The organism is Flavobacterium sp. TC780 (assembly GCF_056783245.1).
Map to the genome: position 1 here is coordinate 1 of NZ_JBXBAV010000068.1, position 25,187 is coordinate 25,187.

Annotated in this window: 22 protein-coding genes and 2 pseudogenes; 8 read left to right on the plus strand and 16 right to left on the minus strand. The window is 37.0% G+C overall.

What is annotated here, in order from left to right; genetic code table 11:
- Nucleotides 1-138: 138 nt before the first annotated feature.
- Nucleotides 139-792, minus strand: coding sequence for a hypothetical protein (locus AC1RYN_RS06720; protein WP_481806340.1), 654 nt, complete (start codon nt 790-792; stop codon nt 139-141).
- 408 nt (nt 793-1,200) lie between these two features.
- Here AC1RYN_RS06720 and AC1RYN_RS06725 point away from each other — a divergent pair, with 408 nt between their 5' ends.
- A complete protein-coding gene (locus AC1RYN_RS06725) occupies nt 1,201-2,367 on the plus strand; it encodes a hypothetical protein (protein ID WP_481806341.1) in 1,167 nt (388 codons plus the stop codon).
- Between the two features lie 11 nt (nt 2,368-2,378).
- Nucleotides 2,379-2,879 (plus strand): helix-turn-helix domain-containing protein, encoded by a 501-nt coding sequence (locus AC1RYN_RS06730; RefSeq protein ID WP_481806342.1) that lies wholly within the window; start codon nt 2,379-2,381, stop codon nt 2,877-2,879.
- Nucleotides 2,880-3,044: 165 nt separating this feature from the next.
- Here the strand turns inward: AC1RYN_RS06730 and AC1RYN_RS06735 are convergent, their stop codons facing one another.
- The 5 genes from AC1RYN_RS06735 to AC1RYN_RS06755 all read right to left on the minus strand — a co-directional run bounded on the left by AC1RYN_RS06735 (nt 3,045) and on the right by AC1RYN_RS06755 (nt 5,728).
- The gene (locus AC1RYN_RS06735; RefSeq protein ID WP_481806343.1) at nt 3,045-3,323 is read right to left on the minus strand and encodes a hypothetical protein; all 279 of its coding nucleotides are present in this window, start codon (nt 3,321-3,323) and stop codon (nt 3,045-3,047) included.
- Between the two features lie 50 nt (nt 3,324-3,373).
- Nucleotides 3,374-4,183: a M12 family metallopeptidase gene (locus AC1RYN_RS06740; protein ID WP_481806344.1), complete on the minus strand. Its 810-nt coding sequence runs from the start codon at nt 4,181-4,183 to the stop codon at nt 3,374-3,376.
- A 30-nt stretch (nt 4,184-4,213) separates the two neighbouring features.
- Nucleotides 4,214-4,819, minus strand: coding sequence for an N-acetyltransferase (locus tag AC1RYN_RS06745; RefSeq protein WP_481806345.1), 606 nt, complete (start codon nt 4,817-4,819; stop codon nt 4,214-4,216).
- A 39-nt stretch (nt 4,820-4,858) separates the two neighbouring features.
- A complete protein-coding gene (locus AC1RYN_RS06750) occupies nt 4,859-5,170 on the minus strand; it encodes a hypothetical protein (RefSeq protein WP_481806346.1) in 312 nt (103 codons plus the stop codon).
- Nucleotides 5,171-5,365: 195 nt separating this feature from the next.
- A complete protein-coding gene (locus AC1RYN_RS06755; RefSeq protein WP_277011937.1) occupies nt 5,366-5,728 on the minus strand; it encodes a hypothetical protein in 363 nt (120 codons plus the stop codon).
- A 376-nt stretch (nt 5,729-6,104) separates the two neighbouring features.
- Between AC1RYN_RS06755 and AC1RYN_RS06760 the strand changes: the two genes are divergently transcribed.
- Nucleotides 6,105-6,563, plus strand: coding sequence for a hypothetical protein (locus tag AC1RYN_RS06760; RefSeq protein WP_277011939.1), 459 nt, complete (start codon nt 6,105-6,107; stop codon nt 6,561-6,563).
- Nucleotides 6,564-6,661: 98 nt separating this feature from the next.
- On the opposite strand, the gene AC1RYN_RS06765 is transcribed toward AC1RYN_RS06760, so the two are convergent.
- The 6 genes from AC1RYN_RS06765 to AC1RYN_RS06790 all read right to left on the minus strand — a co-directional run bounded on the left by AC1RYN_RS06765 (nt 6,662) and on the right by AC1RYN_RS06790 (nt 10,991).
- The gene (locus AC1RYN_RS06765; protein ID WP_481806347.1) at nt 6,662-7,696 is read right to left on the minus strand and encodes a phospholipase D-like domain-containing protein; all 1,035 of its coding nucleotides are present in this window, start codon (nt 7,694-7,696) and stop codon (nt 6,662-6,664) included.
- Nucleotides 7,697-7,753: 57 nt separating this feature from the next.
- Nucleotides 7,754-8,224 carry a hypothetical protein gene (locus AC1RYN_RS06770; RefSeq protein WP_277011942.1) on the minus strand — a complete coding sequence of 157 codons (471 nt, stop codon included), beginning with the start codon at nt 8,222-8,224 and terminating at the stop codon, nt 7,754-7,756.
- Nucleotides 8,225-8,409: 185 nt separating this feature from the next.
- Nucleotides 8,410-9,243: a hypothetical protein gene (locus AC1RYN_RS06775; protein ID WP_277011944.1), complete on the minus strand. Its 834-nt coding sequence runs from the start codon at nt 9,241-9,243 to the stop codon at nt 8,410-8,412.
- A gap of 57 nt (nt 9,244-9,300) precedes the next feature.
- Nucleotides 9,301-10,092, minus strand: a complete 792-nt coding sequence (locus AC1RYN_RS06780) for a hypothetical protein (protein WP_481806348.1) — start codon at nt 10,090-10,092, stop codon at nt 9,301-9,303.
- Nucleotides 10,093-10,242: 150 nt separating this feature from the next.
- Entirely contained in the window at nt 10,243-10,485 is a 243-nt protein-coding gene (locus AC1RYN_RS06785) for a molybdenum ABC transporter permease (protein ID WP_481806349.1), read from the minus strand.
- Nucleotides 10,486-10,664: 179 nt separating this feature from the next.
- Nucleotides 10,665-10,991: a hypothetical protein gene (locus AC1RYN_RS06790; RefSeq protein ID WP_481806350.1), complete on the minus strand. Its 327-nt coding sequence runs from the start codon at nt 10,989-10,991 to the stop codon at nt 10,665-10,667.
- Between the two features lie 658 nt (nt 10,992-11,649).
- On the opposite strand from AC1RYN_RS06790, the gene AC1RYN_RS06795 reads away from it, so the two are divergent.
- From AC1RYN_RS06795 to AC1RYN_RS06805, 3 genes are read left to right on the plus strand one after another with little or no spacing between them, the layout of a single operon-like run.
- Nucleotides 11,650-14,682 carry a SusC/RagA family TonB-linked outer membrane protein gene (locus AC1RYN_RS06795; protein ID WP_481806351.1) on the plus strand — a complete coding sequence of 1,011 codons (3,033 nt, stop codon included), beginning with the start codon at nt 11,650-11,652 and terminating at the stop codon, nt 14,680-14,682.
- A 16-nt stretch (nt 14,683-14,698) separates the two neighbouring features.
- Nucleotides 14,699-16,084 carry a RagB/SusD family nutrient uptake outer membrane protein gene (locus AC1RYN_RS06800; protein WP_481806352.1) on the plus strand — a complete coding sequence of 462 codons (1,386 nt, stop codon included), beginning with the start codon at nt 14,699-14,701 and terminating at the stop codon, nt 16,082-16,084.
- 1 nt (nt 16,085) lies between these two features.
- Nucleotides 16,086-18,635 carry an alpha/beta hydrolase family protein gene (locus tag AC1RYN_RS06805; protein ID WP_481806353.1) on the plus strand — a complete coding sequence of 850 codons (2,550 nt, stop codon included), beginning with the start codon at nt 16,086-16,088 and terminating at the stop codon, nt 18,633-18,635.
- Between the two features lie 328 nt (nt 18,636-18,963).
- Here AC1RYN_RS06805 and AC1RYN_RS06810 read toward each other — a convergent pair whose 3' ends face one another.
- From AC1RYN_RS06810 to AC1RYN_RS06825, 4 genes are all read right to left on the minus strand, one after another.
- Nucleotides 18,964-19,215, minus strand: a complete 252-nt coding sequence (locus tag AC1RYN_RS06810; protein WP_306349878.1) for a DUF6520 family protein — start codon at nt 19,213-19,215, stop codon at nt 18,964-18,966.
- Between the two features lie 75 nt (nt 19,216-19,290).
- Nucleotides 19,291-19,617 carry a hypothetical protein gene (locus AC1RYN_RS06815; RefSeq protein WP_481806354.1) on the minus strand — a complete coding sequence of 109 codons (327 nt, stop codon included), beginning with the start codon at nt 19,615-19,617 and terminating at the stop codon, nt 19,291-19,293.
- Nucleotides 19,595-20,800 carry a MauE/DoxX family redox-associated membrane protein gene (locus AC1RYN_RS06820; RefSeq protein ID WP_481806355.1) on the minus strand — a complete coding sequence of 402 codons (1,206 nt, stop codon included), beginning with the start codon at nt 20,798-20,800 and terminating at the stop codon, nt 19,595-19,597. Before AC1RYN_RS06820 ends, AC1RYN_RS06815 begins: the two co-directional genes overlap by 23 nt.
- Before the next feature lie 289 nt (nt 20,801-21,089).
- On the minus strand, nt 21,090-21,818 hold the full coding sequence (locus AC1RYN_RS06825) for an XRE family transcriptional regulator (RefSeq protein ID WP_481806356.1): 729 nt from the start codon (nt 21,816-21,818) through the stop codon (nt 21,090-21,092).
- Between the two features lie 85 nt (nt 21,819-21,903).
- Here AC1RYN_RS06825 and dinB point away from each other — a divergent pair.
- Together dinB and AC1RYN_RS06835 are read left to right on the plus strand one after the other, a co-directional pair.
- Nucleotides 21,904-23,063, plus strand: a pseudogene (gene dinB, locus AC1RYN_RS06830) (DNA polymerase IV); the annotation flags it as partial.
- Nucleotides 23,064-23,086: 23 nt separating this feature from the next.
- Nucleotides 23,087-25,187, plus strand: a pseudogene (locus AC1RYN_RS06835) (PHP domain-containing protein); the annotation flags it as partial.

Sequence of the window (25,187 nt, forward strand, 5' to 3'; positions counted from 1 at the left end):
TATGTATTGCTAAGGTTAATACATGCTCCTGTTGTTAGGGAGGCAGCACCTGGCTTCCTGCGTTCAGCGCTACGAAAAGAACAATTGCAGAAATTGTAAATGTTCGCTCGTAGCGCATCAGCAGAAAAATTATCCAGTTCAATTTGTGGGGTGAGTATTTTGGTATATATCGACCGTTGCAGCCATTTTAAGGCCCAAGACACTATTTTGTCCTGCTCCGGATGCTGCTGCCACGATATTAGTAACTGATGTGTCCCAGTCTTGATCTTTTCTCTTTTTCTTGGCTACCGAATATCGGGCTACTGATGAGGCAGTTAGTATTATTTGTTTATCAACAGCGGAGAATGCGGTACTGCCAATTACTGAGGATTCGTAGGAAACTATAATGGGATGAATATCTTCATAAGGGCTGTCAGCAGCCAGCAGAAGGGAATTTAAAAATGCTAAGAAACTGGCCCTGGCACTAGTGCTAAGGCTTAAAGTACCCATCAAGTCAGTAGCTGGATTACTTGTGTTTACTATCGAGGTGATTTCTGAAACCCTTGATGACACCGTTGGATTATTTGATAATAGCATCAGATCCGGGTGGACAGCCGACAACGAATCAATCAAAATGGTGATTTCTTCAATAGTCTGTGAATTAGAGGCAGTTTCATCTAAAATCTCTAAGATTTCATTGTGTAGCATTCCTGCTGAATCGTAAGGATTAGCTGCGTTTTCGGGTCCAATAATCGATTTTTTTGCAATATTAAGTTTGCTTGCAGTATTCAATAGTTTGCTCTGTGTTTTCATCCGAGCATGCAATAGTGATTAGTGGCAGGATTACCAGCCATGCTTTTAAATTTTTCATGTGTACGTCGTGTTAAATGTGACTGATTACTTTTTTTTCGTCAGTTCATTTTTCACCCCGGGGGAAAGCAGAACGATGCTGGTTTGAAGCCAGACTTTTTGCTTGAATTCGAAAGCAAAACTATGGGCAAAATGTGCCCCTCACAAATGGTTGTCTGGACGTTTACAGCATTTTTACTACCGATTTTCAGAAAATCGACACAGCTTATTTTGAGTTTAACTGTGTGGTTTTCACCTATTTTTATATATCTTTGACAGATTAGCCACTTTTTAGGTTGCCCCTGAATCTTGTTTTAATACTGATTGTATTAAATGGGTTTCCTACCAATGGAAACTTCTTATCTTTAACCTATGATTGTAAGATATTTACTTCTAATATCTTTATGCTTTTATCATAATGCAGACGCACAAAAGCATAGAACACAAATTCCAGATTCGCTAAAGAATAAGGATTTTGATTATTTATTTGATCGTATTGTAGATGACAGCATTCCCAGCAGCCAGAAATCTGTTTATATGCTATCCTTTTTGATAAAAGCTAAAAGTGAAGAAGATTGGGAAGAGCTTTCTAATGCTTATAAGAACTATGTACATCATGCGCCCGAAAGATATAAGCTTATGTATGCTGACAGCATGGTTATGGCAGCAAAAAAAACAAACGATGATGAAGCTATAGGTGCAGCATATCTCTCAAAAGGTATCGCCTATTATGGAAAAAAGCGTCTTAAAGAGGCAATGGATTTCTACCTCATTGCAGACCAGTACGTTAAGAATACAAACTATAATTATTTAATCTACAAGACCAAATATCATATTGGACAGATAAAATATTATCTGGGGTTTTACGAGGAAGCTATCGTAATTTTTAAAGATTGTATCAACTACTTTAAGCGTTCCGACCCTAGGGCGTATTTAAATTCGCTCCATTCATTGGGAGTGTGTTACAATATGATTGGTAATCACGGACTCTGTTCTTCGGTTAATGAAACAGGACTTGCAGAAGGCATGCAGACAGGAATTCGTAAAATGGAACCCTATTTCATTCATTCTGAAGGAGTGAATCAAATTATGATTCACAATTATGAGATAGGAATAAGAAAAATACAAGCTTCGCTTCCGAGAATTCGCCTGAACAAAGATTTTGCTAATGAGACTGTAGGGTATTTTTATATCGGTAAAGGTTATTGGGCATTAGATAAAAGGGAAAACGCACTTGTATACTTTAAAAAAGTTGACAAGAGCTATGTAGAACGCGATTACATGCGTCCCGATATAAGAGAAGCTTATGAGTACATGATCTCTTATTACAAAGATAAAAATATGTTCAAAACCCAGCTTTTCTACGTTGAAAGGCTACTCGAAGTTGACAAAAAGTTACATTATACATACGCTTATCTTCAGGGAAAAATTCGCAAAGAATATGATACAAAGGAGCTGTTGAAGAACAGAAAAATCTTAAAAGTTCGCTCAATCTTCGAAAATACAATGATCAGATTGGCCTATCAATCATCAGTATAATGTTTATTTTCATGGTATATGGGATCGTGAATATTTTAAGAATAAAAAAGGAAGCCAGAAAGAAGTACGAAGAGCTATTAAAAAAAATTGAAGAAGCTGACAAAGCTAATGCAGATAAAGGCGAAGAGGCCGAATTTTCAATGAGTAAAGATGCCGAGATCGCAGTACTGCAGAGTTTACAAAAATTTGAAAATAGCAAAAAATTCCTTGAAAGCGACTTAACCCTCACCAAATTAGCGGGCTATTTCAATACCAACACTAAGTACTTATCACAGATAATTGCGCGTCACAGAAATAAAAAATTTAACGAGTATATCAATAATCTTAAGGTGGAGAATATTGCTCAAAGGATTCGTAATGAAAAATTCCTGGAGAATTACACCCATGACGCTCTTGCAGAGGAAGCCGGATTCAGTACTACCAGAAGGTTTGTAAATGCATTTATAAGCTCTACTGGAATAACACCAAAATACTTTATTGAAGAATTAAAGAAGGAAGATATTAGTGGATAATTTTACAGTAGCGGTTTAGCAGGGATTATAATTTTTCCTTGTTCGAATTGTACACTTGCTATAATGTATCTATCATCCGCAAAATTATTCTAAAGCGGGCATTATATCGTTTCTGTCAGAGCTTGATTCAATTATCGAATTTTAAAAAAAATAGAAGTGCAAGATTTATTTTCTGCCGCACAATCTTTTAAATTCAAGACGAACTACCTCAAAAGTAGGAGCGCCGATTCTTGTCATTCTTGTATAAGTATCAATTCCGTTATCTGTCGCCATCGCGTGCCAGAAAAATTCTTCGACCTTACTAGCATCTTTTAATTTATTAAGCCGCATTCTTGTTGCTCGGATTTTTCTTTTGATTATTACATCGGATTTAGGATTGTTTTCGGCAGGATAGAGGACATTTTGCTCAAGGAAATCAATCAATTCTTGTTTTGTGGAATTCATAATGTTGTTGATTTGATAGATATGAATAGCTTATTTATAAACCTGCACAATTATGAATATAGAATTTGCGGATACAGTTCACCTATATATTTTTTATCTGTTGCGGAAAGATCATAATTAAAAGGAAATGATTGTTTGTTTTTTGTAAATTCTGGCGGAAGATAATATCCCATTATGGAATCTCTATCCACTTCGGAATATCGGATTGTGGTTTTATCATATTCCTGGAAAACATTTTTATCAACATCTGCTTTTGACCAGCCATGTGTAAAAGCATAATAATTATACACTACATCTTTGTCCCAGTCCATTTTTATATCCGGGCTTTGGTGCTCGTGGATCAGTCCTAATGCATGTCCGAATTCGTGTAGTACGACCTGCTTGTATTCCACTTCAGGCAGGCTGTCGCTGAGCCAGCCAAAGTTTATGGTTGCTGCACGTTTATCAACACCCAGTGCATCTGTGCCAATATAGGACCAGCTTCCTGTCGCATCGTAGCCAACCCTTATTTGAGCTTCATCTCTATTATCTGTTCTTTCAAATTTTATGCTGCAGTGCTCGCTCCAGATCGAGGCGTACTGGAGTACTCTCTGGTCTTTTGCCTTATCGCTTCCAAAAAAGAATACTTTTAATGTTTGGTTTGGATGCCAGAGTTTTCTGGTCTCAGCAGCCATTTCACTTAGATTTGTGAAATCACCAATTTGTGTTAAGAGATGCTGTTTGTATTGGAATTTTTCCAAGACTATTTTTTTCTCATTACTCAAAGATTCAACATTCAGGTTGTCTGGTCTTTCTTTGAGTGCCAACTTCATTTCCGGGAAATTATTCTGGGTAAGTTTCTTTGTAAATTGTACTTTCATAATGTATTTATTACCTGTTTTGAACTGATTCTACTTTTTGTCTTCTAAGGATGTAGCGGCAGTAATTTCAACGATTTCTTCAAACTCTATAATTTCAGCTCCTCTGTTGACCATCCGCTTATAAAATCCAGGCACCATTTGAACTAAAAACAACCTGTAATTATGTTTGGAGGCTATGATGAATATTTCCCTTATAATTTTTTTTCCAAAGCCGTTATGCTGCAGGCTGGGATCTATCAGGATGTTTGAGATTTCAATATTTTTTGATTCCCGATTTATTACAAGTCTGATGAACCTGCCACGGCTGTCAGTGGCTGACGTTTTCTCTTGTGTATAAAAATCGATCTCGTCTTGTGCGTTATATTCACTGTAGGTGTAATTTTTCGACATCAGGGGGTTCAAATCAATGAATTTATAAATTGCATCTACAATCTGATCATTTATAAAGTATTCATCCTTGCCGTCGATATGCAGGGTAATTTTTCCATCTTCAATGACATAAAAATTTCCATTGTCAAATTTCACGGTGGTAGAGCCGTCATCTTCTTGTCCCCTGTAGTGACCATTATATCTTACAAGTCCATCGATTTCTTTTCCTCCGTGCAGATCCTGATCATATTTTTCTTCTATCGTCATAATTATATTTTTGTTTTTTAAGGTGGAAGTAAATAGTACTTATTTCAATTCTGCCAGGCGGTCCTTGTCCTTTTGGGAATAATTTCCCCATTCTCGGTCGTTCATTGAAAATAAGCCATCATCAATCTTATTTTGGTAATCATCTACCAGCACTTTTCTGATTGTATCAATAGTATCTGTTTTAGAGAAGGAACTGTCTATTATATACAGGTTTCCAAAATTTGTGTAAAGTTCAGCTGGAGATTCTTTATCGAAAATACCGATTACATACTCTCCGATATTCCCGCAGCTTTGGATTGAAATTTTTATCGGCAGGGATTCATCAATAATTTCAGATACAAATTCCTCCACAGACAATATCTCATCTTCCGGTGAAATTATTGACGTTGCTCCAAGCAGAAAAAGGAATAGTTAGACCATTGCTAAAGTAGCCTCTGCCATCAAAATGCGATAGTACTTGTAACCAGAGAGATTGATTGTTCATATTTAATATTTATATGTTTTTTTAGCTGATGCACATTATTTAACTCTCGCTGTTTTTTAGCGCTACAAATTATTTTCATTCATCAGTGGAAAAGCTTTCTTAAGTACATCGAAGATATCTTTAGGTTCTGACGACGCAGCTACCGCAGCCCTCGATTCTAATAACTGTGCAATTACATCCGGATTAACCTTTTTTTTGGTCGCCTTTGCAATGAGTTTATTGTAAGCCTTATCCAGATAGCCCTTAACCTGTTCAAGTTTTTTTGTAAATTCTTTTTCAGTAGTCTTAAAATTGCCAACATTGGCATTTCTAAAGTTGTAGTGCTTACCCAATAAATCTTCCCAAGTATCTGCACTGGCCCCATGCTTCAATCGGTCGCAGTCCCAGCATCTGGTAATAAAGAATTCATAAGTTGTGTTGTCCATTCTATTTTCCGCAAGTTTGTTATAATATAATTTTGAAAAAATTAATCAGCAAGTTAATAGAAAGTAATTGGTTTTACAGAAAATATCTCCAGATTTTATTTTTTTCAGATCAAAATTGTTACGACTTACAAAACAGCCATTAGTATCTTAAGCTTCTGGCTATAAAGTGGTTGATTAGAAAAAAAGCAAAAAAATAATTGTAAAGAAAATATTTTTTTTTATATTTGTCTCAGGTGTTTTTGGTATGCCTGCTCGTTCGTGTAAAGATTTTATCAACCAATAACTAGATAATATAACCTTCAGAGCTTATTATCCGGCCACAGTATACGAACGCAAAACCTTAGGATAATAATCTTTGGAATAAAAGGATTATATTATGGACACTATTGATTACTTCAAACTTCAAGCAAAAAATCTGCACAAAGATTTTAAAACAAAAACTCCCGTTTTAGATAAAACGGCAACTGCTTTTTTATTCGAATACACTCCCAGGTATTTTGATGTAGAAATGATTATTTCGGACTTTGGTATCGACGAAGAAAATTTCAGCCTCATGAATGCCCAGCATGTGATTGCAAAAATTGCAAATTTTGATAAATGGGCATCGCTGTTAAAGGCATTACCTGCGGAATTGGAACTTGCACAATTATTGTACGATCATCAGAACAGAATTGACCTCACTGGATGGCAATTTTACATTGCCGACGCGCAGGCCATGAATGAAGACGAACTCGATGCAGAGAGTCAAGTTGAAATATTCAAGCAGGTTGTTATAGAAGAAAACGTTTTTGATTACATGGAAATAGAAAGCTATCTATTGAAGCACGGCTTTTGAGCAGTATATTAGATGGGCTGCTGGTGACGGTTTTTAACCGTCGTTTAATTATTACTGCCCCAAAAGTTTCATAACTTTTGGGGCAGTTCAATTTTTAATCAGATAGGCTGTGTTTTGTAAATATTTTCTATGGTCGTTTCATTCAAAAAAGGGGCGAAATTATTTATCCAAATATAATCTTCAATTACAATGTCAATATTCTTTTGTAATATCTCGCGAAGTTCCTGGCTGGTATAAATGGTTTGGAATTTCCTCGTATAATACTTCGTGAGCGCAATTTCATTGCTTACAACATCATTGGCGAAACTTTCGTAGTCTATTTTTTCACTGTCGAAATTAGCGATTTCCTGGAGTGTCTGGTAATTAAAGTTATTAATTTCGCTTAACTGATAATTTAGTATAAGCCCTTTTGTGATAGGCAGATCAAATTCTTGATCCAAATTGTAATCAAAATCTGGATATCCTGCGGATTTCTTTTGGTTTATCCTGTTATTTAGTTCCTTATGCAGCTTAAATTTTGGGTTGAAAATCAGCCCTGGCTCATAACTTATTTCGTTATATAGCCCATTCTCATGCGTAAAGCAATAGCCCAAATTTATTTGGCTTTTTAGCTTCAAGAACAATTTCTGTGAAAATGGATAATATGTAGATATAAGTTTATTGGCAAAGTCAAAATTTTCAGACAGCAGTTCTACATTTGGATCTATGTAATTTTTATCGGTGAAGAATTTAAAAATTCGGGTATAGAAGTCTGCTATTCGACTGTCTTTTTCAACAACGATATTCTCAAAATTTTGATTCGCCTTATTTGTGTAATTGTAAGATCCGGTAATAAATGTCTCATTGTCTATAACCGAAAATTTGTTGTGGTTAAATTTTGAAATGTGCTGCCGCTTTACCTCAATACCGCACTCTTCAAGATTGTCCAGGTGTAAATCAAAGAAATAACTTTGGTTAACATCATTGTCATCAACCAAAATCTGAATATCCAGATTTCTGTATTTCTTTAAATCAATTAATTTTGAGATTATACATTTATTGGTGAACCAGGCCACGACAATGGTAATTGATTTCTCTGCTTTCTCAAAGTGCTCCAGAATAATCTGCTCTATGTTTTGGGTAAATACTTGCATATGATTGTTGTCGATGTGCCTGTAAACAAAATTTCTGGTGTAAACTTGTTGGACAGTTTACAAATCTATAAACAAGGATTTGAATCTGGATCTTTCAATTTCTTCTTCTTCCTCACCCGAATCTATATTCCCTTCTCCAAGTACCTTGCTGTAAAACAACTTCATCCTTTCTAATAATTTTTCTAAAACCTTATTCTCCGACGGGGTAAATAATGTTTTATTTTTAGAAATAAACCCCTCCAGGTAGAGGATTTTTCCATCTATATCTTCTAATTTAACGGGAGCATCTTTACTAATTATTGTTCTAATCGAATCAATAGAAACGTCCGTCATATTATCTTGATCAACACAATCCGGATTCGGATAGCCTGGGTTGACTTTTACCCTTAGGGATGAAATTCCAACACCGTGTATTTCAGAATACAAATTGGTATAGGTTCCGCAGTGGGAGTTTTCAAATGTAATTTCATCGCCTTTGAATGCTCTGAAAAAGTCCAGCGCTTTAGTTATTGTCAAGTTGTTGTCCATTATTTTTTTTTGTGTTTATTAGAATAAATATATTTATTCAAAGTAATCGATTTTATATTGAATAAATAAGTGAAATTTGAAATTTTGATCTAGGATCTCCTTTTATGGGTTCTTTTAAAAATCAAAATTCTCATTCTAAAAAAGTGTTGTGTATAGATATATCTAAGTTTGTTCCTCAGGAATATTTAGCCTCCAATTTCTCTATCAAAGAATAAATAGTCGAAAGTTTCGAAAATTTTGTGGCTTTCTCTTATTCCACCGCAACTGTTGTTTTCAAAACAGACAGTGGTAAGGGCACTTTCCTCAATCAGTTTCTTCACAAACATTGAGGCTGTGCCATAATAATGATTTTCCGATCTTCTATATTCTTCGAAATTCTTAATTAGGATTTCTTCTGGTATGGCATAATTTTTATTAATGATGTAGGTAGAAAAACAGTCCAAATCAAAATCGACTATAAAATTATTTTCCCTTACAAATTCAAACTTGCCATTGTTTTTTACCCATCCAATATCTTCCCACAGCTGGCCATATTCAGCCTCATTGGAGAAATCATCTAAACAGCCGTGAAATGTGAGTGCATCCCAGACACCTCCAAGGTTGTACACGCGTTTTTCCCCAAAATTTTGTGTTGCATAGCTGTCGGAGAAAGAGTAGGAAGCTTGCGAAGAGTGAAACAGAAAGACATTGTTGATGAGTCCTAATTCCATTCCGGCTTTTACCCAGTCGTCGTCCAATGTTTTCAGATCAAATTCTGTAAAACTCCAGAATTCTCTTTCCGTCGGTGCGTTATCATTAAACTCAGCAATTCTTTGTAACGCGCTTTCCGACGGATTTAAAAAATCGTCGTGGTCGTCGAACATAAATAAATCAATAGGAAAGTCTGCAAGGCCATTTGTTTTTAAAAAATACAAGACATTCAGGATTGTTCGATGGTCTTCATATATTACAACTTCTGAGTTATAGGTTCGCTTTGTATTTATATTTGACCTTTTAGACAGGTCGCTAATTTCAGGCATCTTTTTTTTCTTTAGATTATTATTTAAAACCGGCTTAATTAAACTTTGTCCGCTGTTTTATTTAAAGTAGTGAGTTGGAATTTCTCCTATTTTAGTTTCATTTTCGTATTCGATTAAAAAACAATATTGCGACAAATCTTCTTTTGAAATGCGCAATGTATCTAAAACAATTTTAGTTTTTTCATAATTAAGTTTTTCCAAAATTGAAGATAAACAATCATTGAGTTGCTTAAAACATTCAAAAGATTGATGAATAACATCAAAGGCCGAAAAATCGTCCTTAATTTCAGCTAGGTCTTGTTTTACAATCTTGCCCCAATCGAAGCCGTCCATTAGTTCCGAAATCATAAACTTAGGTATGAAGGTCACTTGTTGACTTGATTTTTGAATCGTGATTGAGCACAAGGAAAAGCCGCAATGCACTGTGAAATTTCTCATTTTGTAGAGAAATCTGTAAGCGAAATAATTATCAAAAAGTTCACTGGTTTTTTTATCAAATAATTTCAATTGCTCTGACTCTTTACCAAATGTCCTTGACAAATAAAATCGTGCGTGGTCCAGATATGTATTTTGAGAAGCTAAATAATTAAGCAAATTTCGATTAACTTCGAAGGTTACATTTTCAAGTTGCTCCCAAGTATATTCAGGATTTAATGAGAGTGTTTTTAGTTCCTGATCTGTCTTTGAAAAAAGTGCTTTAAAATTTTTATCAAGCAGATTAAACGACCATCTCAACTTTTGGTTTTTAATAAGTTGATCAATCGAACTATTTATTTTATCTTTTTCTTCATTATTAAATTGTATTACTGGAGAATGATTGGACTTTAAACCTAAAGAGAGTTTATACATGATAGTAGGATTATATTCTGATTTTAAAAATACTTTGCATCTAAGGAAACTATATAAAGAGATATAAATCAACAAATATGACAACAACAGCGCACTACATTATATCTTTTTCCGTTAAAAAGCACACCGTGCCACAAATAACGGCTTTAATTACAGCATCCACTTAGCAAATGCTAACCCCAATACTCCAAGGATAATAAGCAATCCGCCGATAAATGCTAGTATGCTCTCCCAAAATGGGGTCAGCAACGCGTTACGATAATTTTTAAAACCCTCTGCTCCCAAAGAATTCCGACGATAAAATCTTCTTCTGCCAATAAATAGTTTAAGGGCGATTCCTATGACTAGTGCTAATACACCGAAAATAATTAATACAGCATTATCTCTATTCATAGCATTTGCTTTAAATTAGACCATTAATTAATTCTATTTGCAAGGAAAAGTTGGCGTTAATTCTCACACTAATTTATAAAAAAAAGATAAAAGAAGTATCCTTTATATAAAATTTAGGGACTGTTAATTATGAAGTTTATTTAATATCTAGCCAAAAAAGAAAATTGAGATCTTAATTATTATTTAGACTTCTTAGTCTTGTCCACAAAATCATCATTAATTTTTGAACCATGCTTTTCTTCAATCATTTTAAAGAAATCGGAGAGAGAAATCTTTTTATAAAAACACATGATTGCTAGTGTTGACATAGGAATTCTATATCCATCAACATCTTTTATCTTCGTAATAATATGTCTATGAACTCCTAATTCTTTACTTTGTTTGTTCACTGATTTTTTAGAATCAATCCAATTTTTAGAAATAAAATTACATACAAATTTATCAAGTAAAAATACTTTACTTGTGTCGTCTAAATTTCTTTTATTATTTCCATTTTCCTCAGTCATAACAGCAAAAAAAGAAATTATCTATAAATATTATTGTCACGATAGTGACAGGTTTATAATATTTTAGTATGTTTGTAATTGATTATATATATTTGCGATACTTCTAATAAAAATATTTGAAGCATCCGCTTTGAACTCGCATCGGAAAACTGGTAATTTTTGTACGCGCGGGATGATAAGTGTAAATGCTCACGCCTTAAAGGGCGTGGGCTCACTTATTCGCGCGTATGGGTATACCAGTACCTCCGATGCAATAAGCTGAGTTCCGCGCCTCTTTTTTTGGTTCTATCTCATCTTTTCAAAGCTACTGCACGATATTCTTAAGAATCGCAGCCTGTACAACCTTTAATTGGTTTTCTTATGGTGTAGTTTCTTTATTTTCATTTTTATAATACCTGGCCCGTACTGGTATCCTGCTGAGTTAGTCGGGGGAAGGGCCGGGTTATTTTTGCTATCAGCTTCACCATTTAAATGAACTGCATAGTGCAGATCCGACAACCACATAAAACAGCTATTCACTTATTAAATAACCAAAAACCAAATTACGCCTATGACCAAATAATTAACAAGAAAAGCCTTCTATAACTCGTGGTCGAATACTTGCATAGAAGGCGAGAGAAAACCAAACTTTCGTTCAATTTTAATCCTTTTTAAATTTATGAAAAATCTTTCATTTAACAAGGGCAGGCCTTCCTGTCTTTGCATAATTATTTTCGCAATTCTGCTTTCCAATCATATGTATGCCATCGAACTAACGTTCGGAAGCTACACGAAGCAGTTACAACATCAAATTACAGGTACAGTTACCGATTCCACTGGACCACTTCCAAGCGTAACGGTCATTGTTAAAGGAACTACAACTTCAGCAGTAACAGATGACAAAGGCAATTTTTCAATTACGGCTAATTCTACAGACGTACTCGTTTTTTCATTTATTGGTTATGCTACGCAAGAAATTACCGTTGAAAACCAAATATCCATTAATGTAATATTAGCCGAAGATAGCACTCAACTTAAGGAAGTGACTATTAATGCAGGGTATTATTCGGTTAAGGATAAAGAAAGAACAGGAAGCATAGCAAGGGTCAAGGCAACTGATATCGAAAAACAACCCGTCAGTAATCCATTGGCTGCTATGCAAGGCCGAATGGCTGGTGTAAACATAACACAGTCTGCGGGAACACCAGGAAGCGGTTTCAGCATTCAAGTACGCGGCCTGAATTCAATTCGTGGTGAAGGTAATGATCCGTTATATATTGTCGATGGTGTACCGTATGCGTCGCAAAGTTTAGGAAACAGCACGGTTTCAAACGATCGATTCGGTGGTCTGTCTAGTCCTTTAAGCAACATCAATCCTGCCGACATCGAAAATATTGAAGTATTGAAAGACGCAGATGCCACCGCAATCTACGGTTCTCGTGGTGCAAATGGTGTCGTGTTAATCACGACGAAAAAAGGGAAAGCGGGGAAAACCAAATTTGACATTCAATCTTACACCACTGTAGGGAAAATAACACGCAAAATGGATTTGCTCAATACACAGCAATATCTGGCAATGCGTCGCGAAGCATTTGCAAATGATGGCATAACAACCTATCCTGCAGATGCATATGATGTCAATGGAACTTGGAGCGATACGCGCGAAACCGACTGGCAAAAAGTATTGATCGGTGGCACGGCAAACATCTACAATGCACAGGCGACTATATCAGGTGGCTCAAACCAAACCCAATATTTACTGAGTGGGACTTATCGCAAAGAAACGACAGTTTTTCCTGGTGATTCGCATTTTAATCGCGGAGCAGTTCACGTGAGCATCAACCACCGCTCAGAAGACGACAGATTTAAGTTGGCTTTTTCTGCTGACTACTCGGGCGACAAAAACACACTCCCTGGAATTGACCTCACAAGGCAATCGTATGTGCTGGCGCCTAACGCCCCATCGCTTTACGAGGAATCTGGAAATCTGAATTGGGAAAATGGCTCTTTCGAAAATCCACTAGGGTTCTTAAATGGCAGTTACATAAATAAAACAAATACGCTTTTGGCAAATGCACTGCTATCATACAAATTGAAATACGGTTTTGAGATACGAACAAGTTTAGGGTTCAGCGATACGAAGCTTTCGGAAAAAAGGTTGATTCCATCAACGATGTACAATCCGTTTGGCAACTATACCACAGACGATTCGTCAGTATTTGCGAACGATGGCACGAGGCGTTCCTGGATCATCGAACCGCAACTCAATTGGCAGAAAAAATGGGAAATTCTGGAAGTTAATATCTTAGCAGGAACAACTTTCCAGACACAAAAACAGGAGCAATTGGCGGTAAACGGTATCGGGTTTCCAAGCAATGCGCTCATTAATAGCCTCACAGCTGCTACAACTGTGGAAGTACTTAACGATGATTTTTCCGAATACAAATACAATGCATTTTTTGGAAGGATCAATATAAACCTCGTAGACAAATACATATTGAATCTTACTGGTCGTCGCGATGGCTCAAGCCGTTTTGGTCCTGACAATCGTTTCGCAAACTTCGGTGCTGTTGGCGCAGCTTGGATTTTTTCTAACGAACCGTTCTTAAAAGACAATTCCGGAGTTCTGAGTTTCGGTAAAATTCGCTCTAGTTACGGAATTACGGGAAATGACCAAATTGGCGATTACCAGTATCTCGATACATATCAAGTGTCACAAAATGAATATGATGGCATGACCGGTATTCAGCCAACGAGGTTATTCAATCCAAATTTTGGGTGGGAAACCAACAGAAAATTTGAAGTGGCTGTCGAATTGGGCTTTCTGAACGACAAAATTTCTCTAAGTGCTGCATGGTTTCAAAATAGGTCTTCAAACCAGTTGGTCGGTATTCCCCTTCCTGGAACTACAGGTTTTCCAACCTTACAGGCTAATCTCGATGCAACCGTTGAGAACACAGGCCTTGAATTGGAATGGCGTACCGTCAATTTTAAATCACAAAATTTCAATTGGACAACAATGTTAAATCTCACTATTCCACGTAATAAATTGTTGGAATTTCCGGGACTGGAAACCTCAACTTATAAAAACCTGTTTGTAATCGGGGAATCTCTAAACATTCAGAAGCTTTATCACTACACAGGTATCAATTCAGAAACAGGATTATATGAATTTGAGGACTTTAATGGTGATGGTGAAATTACCGCTACAGACGACCGCCAGGGCATGATCGACACTTCACCTCAATACTATGGAGGATTTGCAAATCAATTGTCATACAAAAATTGGTCATTGGATTTCCTTTTTCAGTTTGTAAAACAAGACGGCGTTAATGTGCTTTCATTTTTCCCCCATTCAGGTACATTTTCAAATCAACCGGCGCAGGTGCTAAATCATTTCCCGCAAGATGGCACTACGGCAACAGTACAGCAATACGCCACTGGTAGCAATTCACTCGCAAATCAGGCGCAGGACAGGTTTACATCCAGTGATGCGATGGTTACCGATGCATCTTTTATTAGACTCAAAAGCACCAGCCTGTCATACAGCATTCCCGCCCTTTGGTCAAAATCATTCTCGGGGAAAATTTACATTCAAGGGCAGAACCTTTTGACATTCACAAAATACAAAGGTGTCGATCCCGAGAACAAATCTGTAAATTATCTGCCTCCGCTAAAACAATTCACAATGGGCATACAATTAAGTTTCTAATTAAAAAACGACTAACATGAAAAAACTTATAAATTTAACAGCAAGGGTACTATTATTGCCCTTCATATTCCTTTTTATATTTTCCTGCGAAGATTTTACAGAAACCGATATGCCCCAATCCCAACTGACAGGTCCTGCTGTATTTGAAGACGTGTCAACTGCAAATGCAGCTTTGTCAGACATCTATGCACGTTTGCGAGAAGGGAGCGTTTCAGCAGGTACACAATTAGGCGGTACAACACTATTTGCAAACTATGCCGACGACATGGATTTTTACGGTACAAATGTCGATATTGAACAGTTCAATAAACACACAGTTTTGCCATCGAACACGTTGCTTACCAATCTTTGGAATACAAGTTATGGCGAAATATATGCAGTTAATGCTCTGATCGAAGGCGTAAAAAATTCTACTGTTATCACTGGTGAAGATCGGAACCGTTTACTCGGCGAGGCAATGTTTATTAGGGCGTTCATCCATTTTTATTTAGTGAATATCTATGGCGATATTCCTTATATAACTACAATAGATTATGAAGCGAACACGACAGTATCTAAAATGGCAAAAACGCAGGTTTATGAACTGATTGTGTCAGACTTGACGGAGGCAGAAACCTCTTTGCCTGAAAGTTATCCGTCAGAATACCGTGTTCGTGTCAATAAGGCGGCTGCACTGGCAATGTTAGCAAGGGTTTACCTGTACATTGAAGATTATGAAAAAGCTCGGAATTATGCCACTGCAGTAATCAACAACAGCCTGTATTCGGTAGAACCAAATCTCGCATTGGCTTTTTTAAAAGAAAGCCCATCAATTATCTGGTCTTTCCACCCGGGAATTGCAGGGCTGAATACGAAAGACGCGAGAGCCTATATTTTTTCGTCAGGGCCACCTACTAAAGCAGCCTTAGCGGTTAATCTGAGAAATGCCTTTGAAATTGGAGACATTCGCCAAACATCGTGGATTCGCACAATTACGGACGGCACAGATGTTTGGTACCAGGCATATAAATACAAAAAATCTTCGGTAACAGAACCGTCGCAGGAATACACAATTGTTCTCAGGATTGAAGAACAACACCTGATCCGTGCCGAAGCACGCGCCATCCTTGGAGACATTACAGGTGCACAGCAGGATTTAAACATGACGCGCAATCGTGCAGGTTTGCCCAATACAACTGCAAATACAACCACATCTTTAAAAGCTGCAATTTTACAGGAAAGACGGTTCGAATTCTTTTGTGAACAAGGTCACCGTTGGTTCGATTTGAAAAGGACAGGAAATGCTGGTACGGCGTTGAGTCCAATTAAACCAGGTTGGCAAAATACGGATGTTTTGCTTCCACTGCCAGAAACCGAAATTTTACTAAACTCAAATCTGTTACCACAAAATCCTGGCTACTGAAATGGAAACAGTTTATTATAAAGTATTGGTAATGGTATTGTTGTTTTTGTCATGCTCGGCGCAGCAGCAAAAACGCAAGATTACTATTGCTGACTATGCTAAATGGGGAACGCTGTCGGGAGAATCCATTTCTCCCGATGGCAATTGGGTATCATTTCAGATGACTTATGAAAACAGTCTTGATACCATGTTTATTAGAAAAATAAATAGCAAAGTTACCTACAATTTCCCAAAAGCAGATGATATTGTTTTTAGTAAAGATAGCTTTAGTGCTGCAATATCCGGTCCAGAAAATAATCTGGAAATACTCAATCTTAAATCAGGAGAACGGCAGGCATACAACAATATGTTAAAGCATAACTTTTCGAACGATGGTAAGTACCTGTTGGTGCTACAGCAGGATAGTATAGGGAATACATTGTCGATTCTTGACAGCAACAATTTTGTCATTTCAAAAACCAAAAGTGTTTCTGATTATTCCATAAGTACCTCCAACAAGATTGCTATTGAGACAAGCCAAGGTCTTAAAATCGCATCGCTCGGAAGGATCATTGAATTTAGAGAGATCGTCCATAGTGATTTGATCAAGTATAAAAAATTGACATGGGACAAATCAGGCAATTTCTTAGCATTTTACATTTCGGAAAATGTATCAACTAAAATCAATTCCCTCGCATATTTGAATACGGATAATATGAAGCTGCAAAAATTGGATGCCCAAAATCTGCAGTTTGATAATGTCATCTTTCAGTTTAAAGACAGTAAGTTGGTAATCGCCAGTGATGCACAAAAAATTTATTTCAGTTGCGTAGAAATAAAGCATTGCGACTCAGCAAAACCCATCGTAGAAGTTTGGGAAACAAGCTCACCATTGGAATACCCGGCTCAAGAAAATTTAAAAGTTACCAATGGTCTCTTTTTGGCCTCTTGGACATTGGGTGGAAATAGCGTAGAAAAACTCGAACCCGACACCGCAACAGAATCAAAAATACTGCCTGGCGATAAATTATACTTGTCGTATTCAAAGCTTACTTATGAACCGCAATATGCAGAATTGGCGCCCGTAGATTACTACTTGAATAATTTTGAAAATACAGGTTCAAAACTAATCATTACGAAAGGATCAATCTCCGCAAATGCAGTCCTTCCATCGCCAGATGGCAATTTTATAAGTCATTTCAAAGGAGGCAATTATTTTGTTTACGACACGTCCAAAGAGATTTCTGTCAATGTCACGGCTTCTTTGCATAGTGATTTTTACAGGAAAGGTTACGACAACGCCGCAGAAAACGAAGGCTATACAAGTCCGGGATTTACAAATGACAGCCGTTTTTTGATCGTTTATGACAAATACGATATTTGGCTGGTTTCGACTGATGATTACAAAGGAACACGAATCACAAATGGCAGGGAAACAAAGCAATGTTTCAGGATTCCAACGGAAATTTACCTGAATAAGGTGGGCAACTTTGCAGAATTTTCAAAATATGAATTTGATATCAATCAAGGAATCGTTTGTTCAGCTTTTGGCGAAGACAAATCAAGTGGCTATTATATGTATACAAAAGGAAAAGGTTTACGAAAATTAGATTACGGAAAATCGCAGAAAGACCGGATTAAAAAAGCTAAATCAAAACATACTTACTGCTACATCGAGCAGACAGAACAGTCGCCACCTTCGTTGGTAGTTTATAATGTGAAAACTGGGAAAAAGAAGAAAGTGTACCAGTCAAATGCCCATTACAACAAATATGAATGGTCGCGATCAGAACTGATCACTTACAAAAATGCGGCTGGAGAAACGCTACAAGGAATATTAATGTATCCATCGGATTACGAAAGTGGCAAAAAATATCCTATGGTAACATATATTTACGAAAAGTTGTCGCAACACTTATATGAATATATAAACCCTACTTTGTTAGATCGTGCAGGTTTTAAAGCATCAACTTACTTTCTAGACGGATATTTTGTGTTATTGCCTGATATTCAGTTTGCGCTTGGCGATCCGGGTAAATCAGCTGTAGATTGCATAACGGCAGCGGTAAACACAGTCGTTGCTCGTGGACTAGTCAATAAGGATAAATTAGGCATTATCGGGCATTCTTTCGGTGGTTATGAAGTATCGCTGATTATTACCCAAACAGAATTGTTTAGTGCCGCAGTAGCCGGTTCAGGAGTTACGGATATTATTAGTTGGTATCATACGATGAATTATATTGGACAACACTCAAATGCTTGGAGGTTGGAATCCCAACAATTCCGAATGGGTAGTTCGCCCTTCGACAATAAACTTGGTTATGAAAACAATTCTCCGATAATGAATGCAGCAAAAATTAAAACGCCTTTGTTAAGTTGGGCAGGAACCGCCGATACACAGGTTAATTTTGAGCAAAGCGTAGAACTGCATTTGGCTATGCGTCGCTTGGGGAAAACAGGAACAATGCTTTTATATCCGGGACAAGGCCACATTCTCACAGATGAATCAGCACAGCGGGATTTAACGGCAAGGATAAAAACATGGTTTGACAAGTATTTGAAAGGCTTTTGATCATGGAATCCTAAACAATTGCAAAGCACACGTAGTTCCCCCTGATGTTAAGCCATAAAGGTTTTGCGTGCCGCTTTTACATAAGATTGGACCCAAATCTGAACACAAAACGTCGGTCTCCAAACAATCTGTAGCAAGATGAATGTACCCTATGTACAAGGCATCCCGATCTTGTGCAGGTTTAAAGGAAAATGCACCACTAATACCGGTTATAAACGCGATGATCGCAAACATGTTACGGGGTTGTAAATTTTTCATTTTTGTAGTTTTAGTTTTTTTTAAAGAAGCATGCCGCAATCATTCGCGGCATGCTTCATTTTTTAGCGGACTAAATTCTCCACAATTGGTTAGGGCAGGTAGAACCGTTAAGTTTGTAAAGATTAACGCCACCGCTTTGACAAGGCGTAGTGACAGTATTATCCTGACACATTACGCCAGTTTCCTCACAATCTTGTGGCTTGTGTCCGATAAACTGGGCAGCAGTCTTTGTTGTAGGAGTGCTACTAAATGCAAATGCACCGGAAATGGCAATAACGAAAGCCAACATCGGGAAAACGGTTTTAAAAATTCTGGTTTTCATAATAAAAAAATTTATAATTAGTGATCTACTCTGTTACAGGTTTTCGATCTTACCCTGATACTGCGCTGTATATCTTTATTGATTTTTGTCAAATACTTTTTTGTCGATTTTATAAACACTTACGGTTTTCCCAGAAAGTGTATAAATGTGATTTTCATCCGAAATAAATTCTGAAATTTCCTTTCCTTCTTTGTCATACAGGTAAAAGCTGAATTGATAGGTGTGCGTTTTAAGATTGTATGCGTCAATCACAGAAGCCTCATTCCAAACGTCTTTAGGTTCATACTGTCCAATGAGTTGCGAATTCACATAAAGATATTCTCCATAAGTTGCAGCTGTCTTATTGACAATTCTAGCTGGAGATGCAAGTTTACTTGCTTCAGAGAGAACTGATATAGGCAACTTTAATATTAGCGCGTGAGGTCGTGTCAATAGTGTGTGCTACGTACTTTTCATTAAGCTCACCGTCAGAAATGAGGTATTCATTTCGATACGTATAAACATATATTAGTTTGTCCAATATACTGTTGTATAGCAACTTGCCATCTGTATCGAAAATGCCATCGATTTGTTTATCGAGAAGATTGCGATTAAAGTTTACGGAAACTGTATCGATATTTTTAATCAGACCAATCATATTTTCGTTATTATCACTACTAACCGCACGTATCGCAACAGTATTAGAATCAACAGGGACAAATGAATTGAAATAGGATTTTTTATCAATCCAGATTTCCGCTATCCAGTCGTTGACCAATCCCCGATAAACAAAAGCTTCAGTACCATCACTTAAATAGAAATAGGGGTATTTTACGTTAACCTGCAAAGAACGATACCTTCTGTTAGGGTCTTTCACAGTGATGAAATGGGTTTTGCTCTGGATAAGAGTAGCATCCAATTCGATTACTTCCAAGGGGTTTAGGATATTACCAATAAAGAGACTGCCTTTTCCTATTCCAGCAATGTAGTAACGACCTTTTGATAAAGTATAATCCCGTTCAAATAGAACAGGATGATTCGGGAACCTCCGTGTGAAGTTATTGCGATGGTGAATCATATCCTCAGAGAATAGAAACAGTGTTACCATAACAGTAATGCTACAAAGTGTAGTTACTAAAATTGAAGGAAACTTTATATAGCTGCGAGATAAATTATTTTCAGAATGATTTGGATTCCAAAAAATAATTGCGATCGATGATAACACAACGAAACAGAGATTAAAAATCAAATGCTGAGTCCATGATAATTTATCTAATATACCGCCACAGGAACAAGGAACAAACGGACTAAAATTTAAGATAATTATGATATACGCTGAAAACATGACCATTAAACTCAGTGAACAGTAAAGCGCTAAATTCCTGAATTTTTTAAAGCATAACATTACAGCAATTAAAATTTCGACAACTGGGACAATATATGATATGATTCCAGCAAAAGAACTAATAAGTGGCGATTGTGCCAATTGTGTTTGGAAATTTTCAAAATCCAGTATTTTGCTCACTGCCGCATACACAAATAATATTATATAAAGCAAGCAGATTATCTCGACTACAGTGTTTTTAAAAGCTACTGATGTTTTCATGTCATTAGTTTTAATCTTTACAGTGTTTTACAATCTGACATGAAGATATGCCAAACCAGCTTGACATATGCAGGTCATTAATGTGCAATTACCACTGTGTAAGTGTTTTACAAAGCGAAATTAAAACAATAAAATAGAAGGATTGTTGACAAAAACGATCCAAAATTTGCAAAAAACGATCCATTTTGCATTGTATGGAAGAAATTAGAAACAAAAAAGCCGGCATAAGCCAGCTCATAGTACAAGTATCCTATTTATCTCTTTCGTTCCAGTCTTTGAATGTCATTCTTTAATTCCATAAACATTTCTTCAATACTGCCGGGAATAATGGTAGCCCTCTTCTTGTCTTTTTGCCCAGGTTACATTTGAATTCCCATATCTGTTCAATCTCTGATGCTCTAACTTCATATGGATTATAAAACGATTCGTCAGATTCGAGTAACAATACATTTTTTTTATTTTTATTTAATCTTTTATAAACGATCCCATCATTTTTAGTCATAATAATATAAGTCCTCCCATCTACTACCTCACTAAGCCTCTCAATATATTTGGCAACAATAACATCACCATCTTCATGTGGAGGCATGGAATCCCCATCAACTGTAAACCCCCTATGAATACCCGGACCTAAAAATGGCAGTGAAATACGCGGTAGGCTCTCGATATATTCCGGATCTGAATATCCATTCATATAGCCTGCCTTAGCTTTTTGCGTCACAATTTCTATAAAACTTTCACCATCATTTTTCACTATAACCGGTAATAAAACCCTGTTATCTTCAAGCTTTACCAAATCATCAATTTTGACTTTTCTCACGTCAATGCATAACAGGATGTCAATACTGACCTGGTAATATTTTGATATTCTCTTCAATATTTCATAGGGCGCTTCTGAAGTCCCATCTTCATACTTTGCATATCTTCCACGTGTTATTAGGAGGCTTGTAGCGACTTTTTCCTGAGAAATTTTCTTTTTTAGCCTTAGGCTTCTGATGTTGTCGGAAAATAAAGACATGTTGTTTTTGTTACAATTTGTACCAGCAAATATAATTTATTTGTTCCGATCTGTACTAATTTTGTCTAGTACAAAAATGAAGGTTATGGGAAGGGCAATTGTGCACATGGATCTGGACACTTTTTTTGTGTCCTGTGAGAGGCTTATCGATTCAAGGTTGAATGGTATTCCACTGATTATTGGCGGAGGCGAAAGAGGCGTTGTGGCTTCATGCTCCTATGAAGCACGAACTTTCGGCGTACGTTCTGCAATGCCAATTAAGATGGCGCTGCGTCTTTGCCCGCAGGCAAAAGTTATGAAAGGTGATATGGAATTATATTCTCGCTTATCCCATGCCGTAACTGAAGTTATTGAAGAGAAAGCACCAGTTGTGGAAAAAGCCAGTATTGATGAATTTTATCTTGATATCACCGGTATGGATAAATTCTATGGTTCTTATATATGGACCAACGAACTTGCCCAATCCATTACAAAGGAAACGGGATTGCCTATAAGTTTTGCGTTGTCTGTTAACAAGACTGTATCTAAAATTGCCACCGGAGAAGGAAAGCCTAAAGGAAATCTTGAGATACCAGAAGATATGGTTAGACCATTTCTTAATCCACTGTCCATAAAAAAAATTCCAATGGTTGGCGATGTTACTTTCCAGTTGCTTTCTCGTATCGGTGTCCGCAATATCCAGACACTTTCCGAAATGCCGGCTGAGGTACTACAGCAGATGATTGGCAAAAATGGTATTGAGTTATGGAAAAAAGCAAATGGTATAGATAATAATCCCGTTGAACCCTACACGGAACGCAAATCCATTTCTACAGAACATACTTTCTTGCAGGATACTATAGATCTTGGCGAACTTAAAAGTGTGCTACAGGGCATGGTTGAAAAACTGGCCTTTCAGCTTCGGTCTGAAGAATGGCTTACCTCAACGGTAGTCGTTAAGATACGCTATTCAAATTTCGACACGGAAACCAAGCATGCAGAGTTCAGTATACTTCTGCAGATCATATCCTGATAAAAAATGTGATGGAGCTGTTCAATAAACTTTACCAGCGCAGGATGCGCCTTCGACTCATAGGTATTCGCTTCAGCGGTCTTGTAAGGGGCACCTATCAGATAAATATGTTTGAAGATACAGAAGAAATGCTTTCGCTATACCAGGCAATGGACAGAATGAAAACCCGATATGGTTTTGATGCAGTAATGCGTGGAGGCGGCGCAACATTCAAGCCCAACAACAAAAATGAAATATTAAAAGAAAAAAATAAGCCATGTACCTCAATTGCCATTCATTTCACAGCCTACGCTATGGCACTATACCGATTGAAGAATTGGTACAGCTGGGGATTCAATGCAAAGTAGAATCTATGGCACTTACTGACATCAATACAGTAACAGGTATTTACCTTATTTATCAAATTATGTCAGGCTGCATCTATAAAGCCCCTTATAGGAATCGAATTTCGTTGCCAGCATACATTGCGATATATTGGGTCTTGCCCTAAACCGTGAAGGTTTAGGAGAAATGAACCGATTTTTGACAAAGCATAATTTTGAGGATTCATCGCTTCCAGTCCTTGCACCGACTTTCAAGAATGTTATCGTCATTTATCCTATCAGTAATGCCCCCGCTCACCTACAGGAAAACGAATACATCGGGATAAAGCCTGATGAGCTTCTTCTATTATATAAAGAAAAATGGAAAAAACAGGTTAGATAAAATGGTGATGCTGCATCCTGTTACAATTAGGAATAAAAAAGAATATAACCTTCATAAAATATTACGGTGCTGTTCATCTAAACGTGTTAGGATCAAAATTAACAAAAGAGGATTATTGCAGTGGTTCAGAAACAATGTTGCCCCTTTCAGAATTATTGGAAAAATACACGCTATATCCTACTATTATTCAGAATACCCAAGGCATAATTGAAAGGTGCAATTTTGAATATGAATTCGGAATACCGCGAAATAAAAAATATTTCACCAACAGCCGTGATGAGGATATGCAACGGTTGAGAGAACTCGCCCAAGAAGGAATGGTAAAAAAATATGGACCTGAAAATATAATTGCCAAACAGCGTGTTGATAAAGAACTAAAAGTCATTGAAGAATTGGAGTTCAGTGGTTATTTTCTCATAACATGGGATATTATTAGGTATAGTATCAGTAAGGGCTTTTTGGCACATAGGACGGGCAGCGGAGCTAACAGTATTATCGCTTATTGTCTGGGCATTACCGATATCTGTCCTATCGAATTGGATTTGTATTTTGAGCGATTTCTGAATGTAAACAGAAAAAGCCCGCCAGATTTCGATATTGACTGGTCATGGAAAGAACGTGATATAATATTAGAATATATCTTCAACCGCTACGGAGTGGAGCACGTTGCTTTCTGCGGAACCAATGTTGAATTTAAATATCGGTCAATATTCAGGGAAGTTGGAAAAGTATTTGGACTGCCAAAAGAGGAACTTGATGCCTTGGCTAAAAACCCGCTGGAACTTCACGATAATAATAAGGTGGTGAGGATGGTTCAGGAGATGGAATTATGTCTTAAAAATATCCCAATCAAAGAAGTATGCATTCATGTGGGATATTGATTTCTGAAGAACCTATTACAAATTTTACAGTGCTGGAAATGCCACCAAAAGGATTTCCAATCGCACTGTTCGTATGCATGTGGCTGAAGATATTGGTTTTGAAAAATTCGATATTTTGAGCCAGCGCGGAATAGGTCATATTGATGATAGTGTCAAGCTGATACGTAAGAACCGAGGGATCAATGTCGATATTAGGGATACTTCGCTTTCTAAAGATGAGGTTTTGTGCAATCAATATTTAGGTCGTGGTAAAACTATTGGCTGTTTCTATATCGAAAGTCCCGCAATGCGCGGGCTTCTCAGAAGACTACAATGTAATAACTACAAGATCCTTGTGGCCGCATCGTCCATTATTCGTCCTGGTGTTGCCCAAAGTGGAATGATGAAGGAATATATTTTCAGACACAACAACCCGACACAATTTGAGTACTTCCATGAAGTATTTAAGGAGCAACTCGGTGAGACGTATGGCATAATGGTTTACCAAGAAGACGTAATAAAGATAGCCCTTCATTATGGAGGACTTCCCGCGCAGATGGAACAGATTGCGCAGGGCAATGAGCGGAAAAGGAAGGTCAAAATCCGCACTTCAGAAAGTAAAAGATAACTTTTTTGAATGCTGTGAGCGTCAAGGCCATCCTTTGGAACTTAGTCAGGAGATTTATCGCCAGATCGAATCGTTCGCCGGATATTCTTTCTGCAACACACTCAGCATCCTATGCAGTGGAAAGAGGTGCTGCCTCCCTAACAACAGGAGCATGTATTAACCTT

What these genes read in the sequence shown, in the direction of transcription:
- AC1RYN_RS06755 (WP_277011937.1), bottom strand. Translation starts at nt 5,728, where the DNA reads ATGGACAACACAACTTATGAATTCTTTATTACCAGATGCTGGGACTGC.
- AC1RYN_RS06735 (WP_481806343.1), bottom strand. Translation starts at nt 3,323, where the DNA reads ATGAATTCCACAAAACAAGAATTGATTGATTTCCTTGAGCAAAATGTC.
- AC1RYN_RS06740 (WP_481806344.1), bottom strand. Translation starts at nt 4,183, where the DNA reads ATGAAAGTACAATTTACAAAGAAACTTACCCAGAATAATTTCCCGGAA.
- AC1RYN_RS06760 (WP_277011939.1), top strand. Translation starts at nt 6,105, where the DNA reads ATGGACACTATTGATTACTTCAAACTTCAAGCAAAAAATCTGCACAAA.
- AC1RYN_RS06775 (WP_277011944.1), bottom strand. Translation starts at nt 9,243, where the DNA reads ATGCCTGAAATTAGCGACCTGTCTAAAAGGTCAAATATAAATACAAAG.
- AC1RYN_RS06730 (WP_481806342.1), top strand. Translation starts at nt 2,379, where the DNA reads ATGGTATATGGGATCGTGAATATTTTAAGAATAAAAAAGGAAGCCAGA.
- AC1RYN_RS06725 (WP_481806341.1), top strand. Translation starts at nt 1,201, where the DNA reads ATGATTGTAAGATATTTACTTCTAATATCTTTATGCTTTTATCATAAT.
- AC1RYN_RS06720 (WP_481806340.1), bottom strand. Translation starts at nt 792, where the DNA reads ATGAAAACACAGAGCAAACTATTGAATACTGCAAGCAAACTTAATATT.
- AC1RYN_RS06825 (WP_481806356.1), bottom strand. Translation starts at nt 21,818, where the DNA reads ATGTCTTTATTTTCCGACAACATCAGAAGCCTAAGGCTAAAAAAGAAA.
- AC1RYN_RS06790 (WP_481806350.1), bottom strand. Translation starts at nt 10,991, where the DNA reads ATGACTGAGGAAAATGGAAATAATAAAAGAAATTTAGACGACACAAGT.
- AC1RYN_RS06795 (WP_481806351.1), top strand. Translation starts at nt 11,650, where the DNA reads ATGAAAAATCTTTCATTTAACAAGGGCAGGCCTTCCTGTCTTTGCATA.
- AC1RYN_RS06810 (WP_306349878.1), bottom strand. Translation starts at nt 19,215, where the DNA reads ATGAAAACCAGAATTTTTAAAACCGTTTTCCCGATGTTGGCTTTCGTT.
- AC1RYN_RS06785 (WP_481806349.1), bottom strand. Translation starts at nt 10,485, where the DNA reads ATGAATAGAGATAATGCTGTATTAATTATTTTCGGTGTATTAGCACTA.
- AC1RYN_RS06800 (WP_481806352.1), top strand. Translation starts at nt 14,699, where the DNA reads ATGAAAAAACTTATAAATTTAACAGCAAGGGTACTATTATTGCCCTTC.
- AC1RYN_RS06805 (WP_481806353.1), top strand. Translation starts at nt 16,086, where the DNA reads ATGGAAACAGTTTATTATAAAGTATTGGTAATGGTATTGTTGTTTTTG.
- AC1RYN_RS06820 (WP_481806355.1), bottom strand. Translation starts at nt 20,800, where the DNA reads ATGAAAACATCAGTAGCTTTTAAAAACACTGTAGTCGAGATAATCTGC.
- AC1RYN_RS06745 (WP_481806345.1), bottom strand. Translation starts at nt 4,819, where the DNA reads ATGACGATAGAAGAAAAATATGATCAGGATCTGCACGGAGGAAAAGAA.
- AC1RYN_RS06765 (WP_481806347.1), bottom strand. Translation starts at nt 7,696, where the DNA reads ATGCAAGTATTTACCCAAAACATAGAGCAGATTATTCTGGAGCACTTT.
- AC1RYN_RS06780 (WP_481806348.1), bottom strand. Translation starts at nt 10,092, where the DNA reads ATGTATAAACTCTCTTTAGGTTTAAAGTCCAATCATTCTCCAGTAATA.
- AC1RYN_RS06770 (WP_277011942.1), bottom strand. Translation starts at nt 8,224, where the DNA reads ATGGACAACAACTTGACAATAACTAAAGCGCTGGACTTTTTCAGAGCA.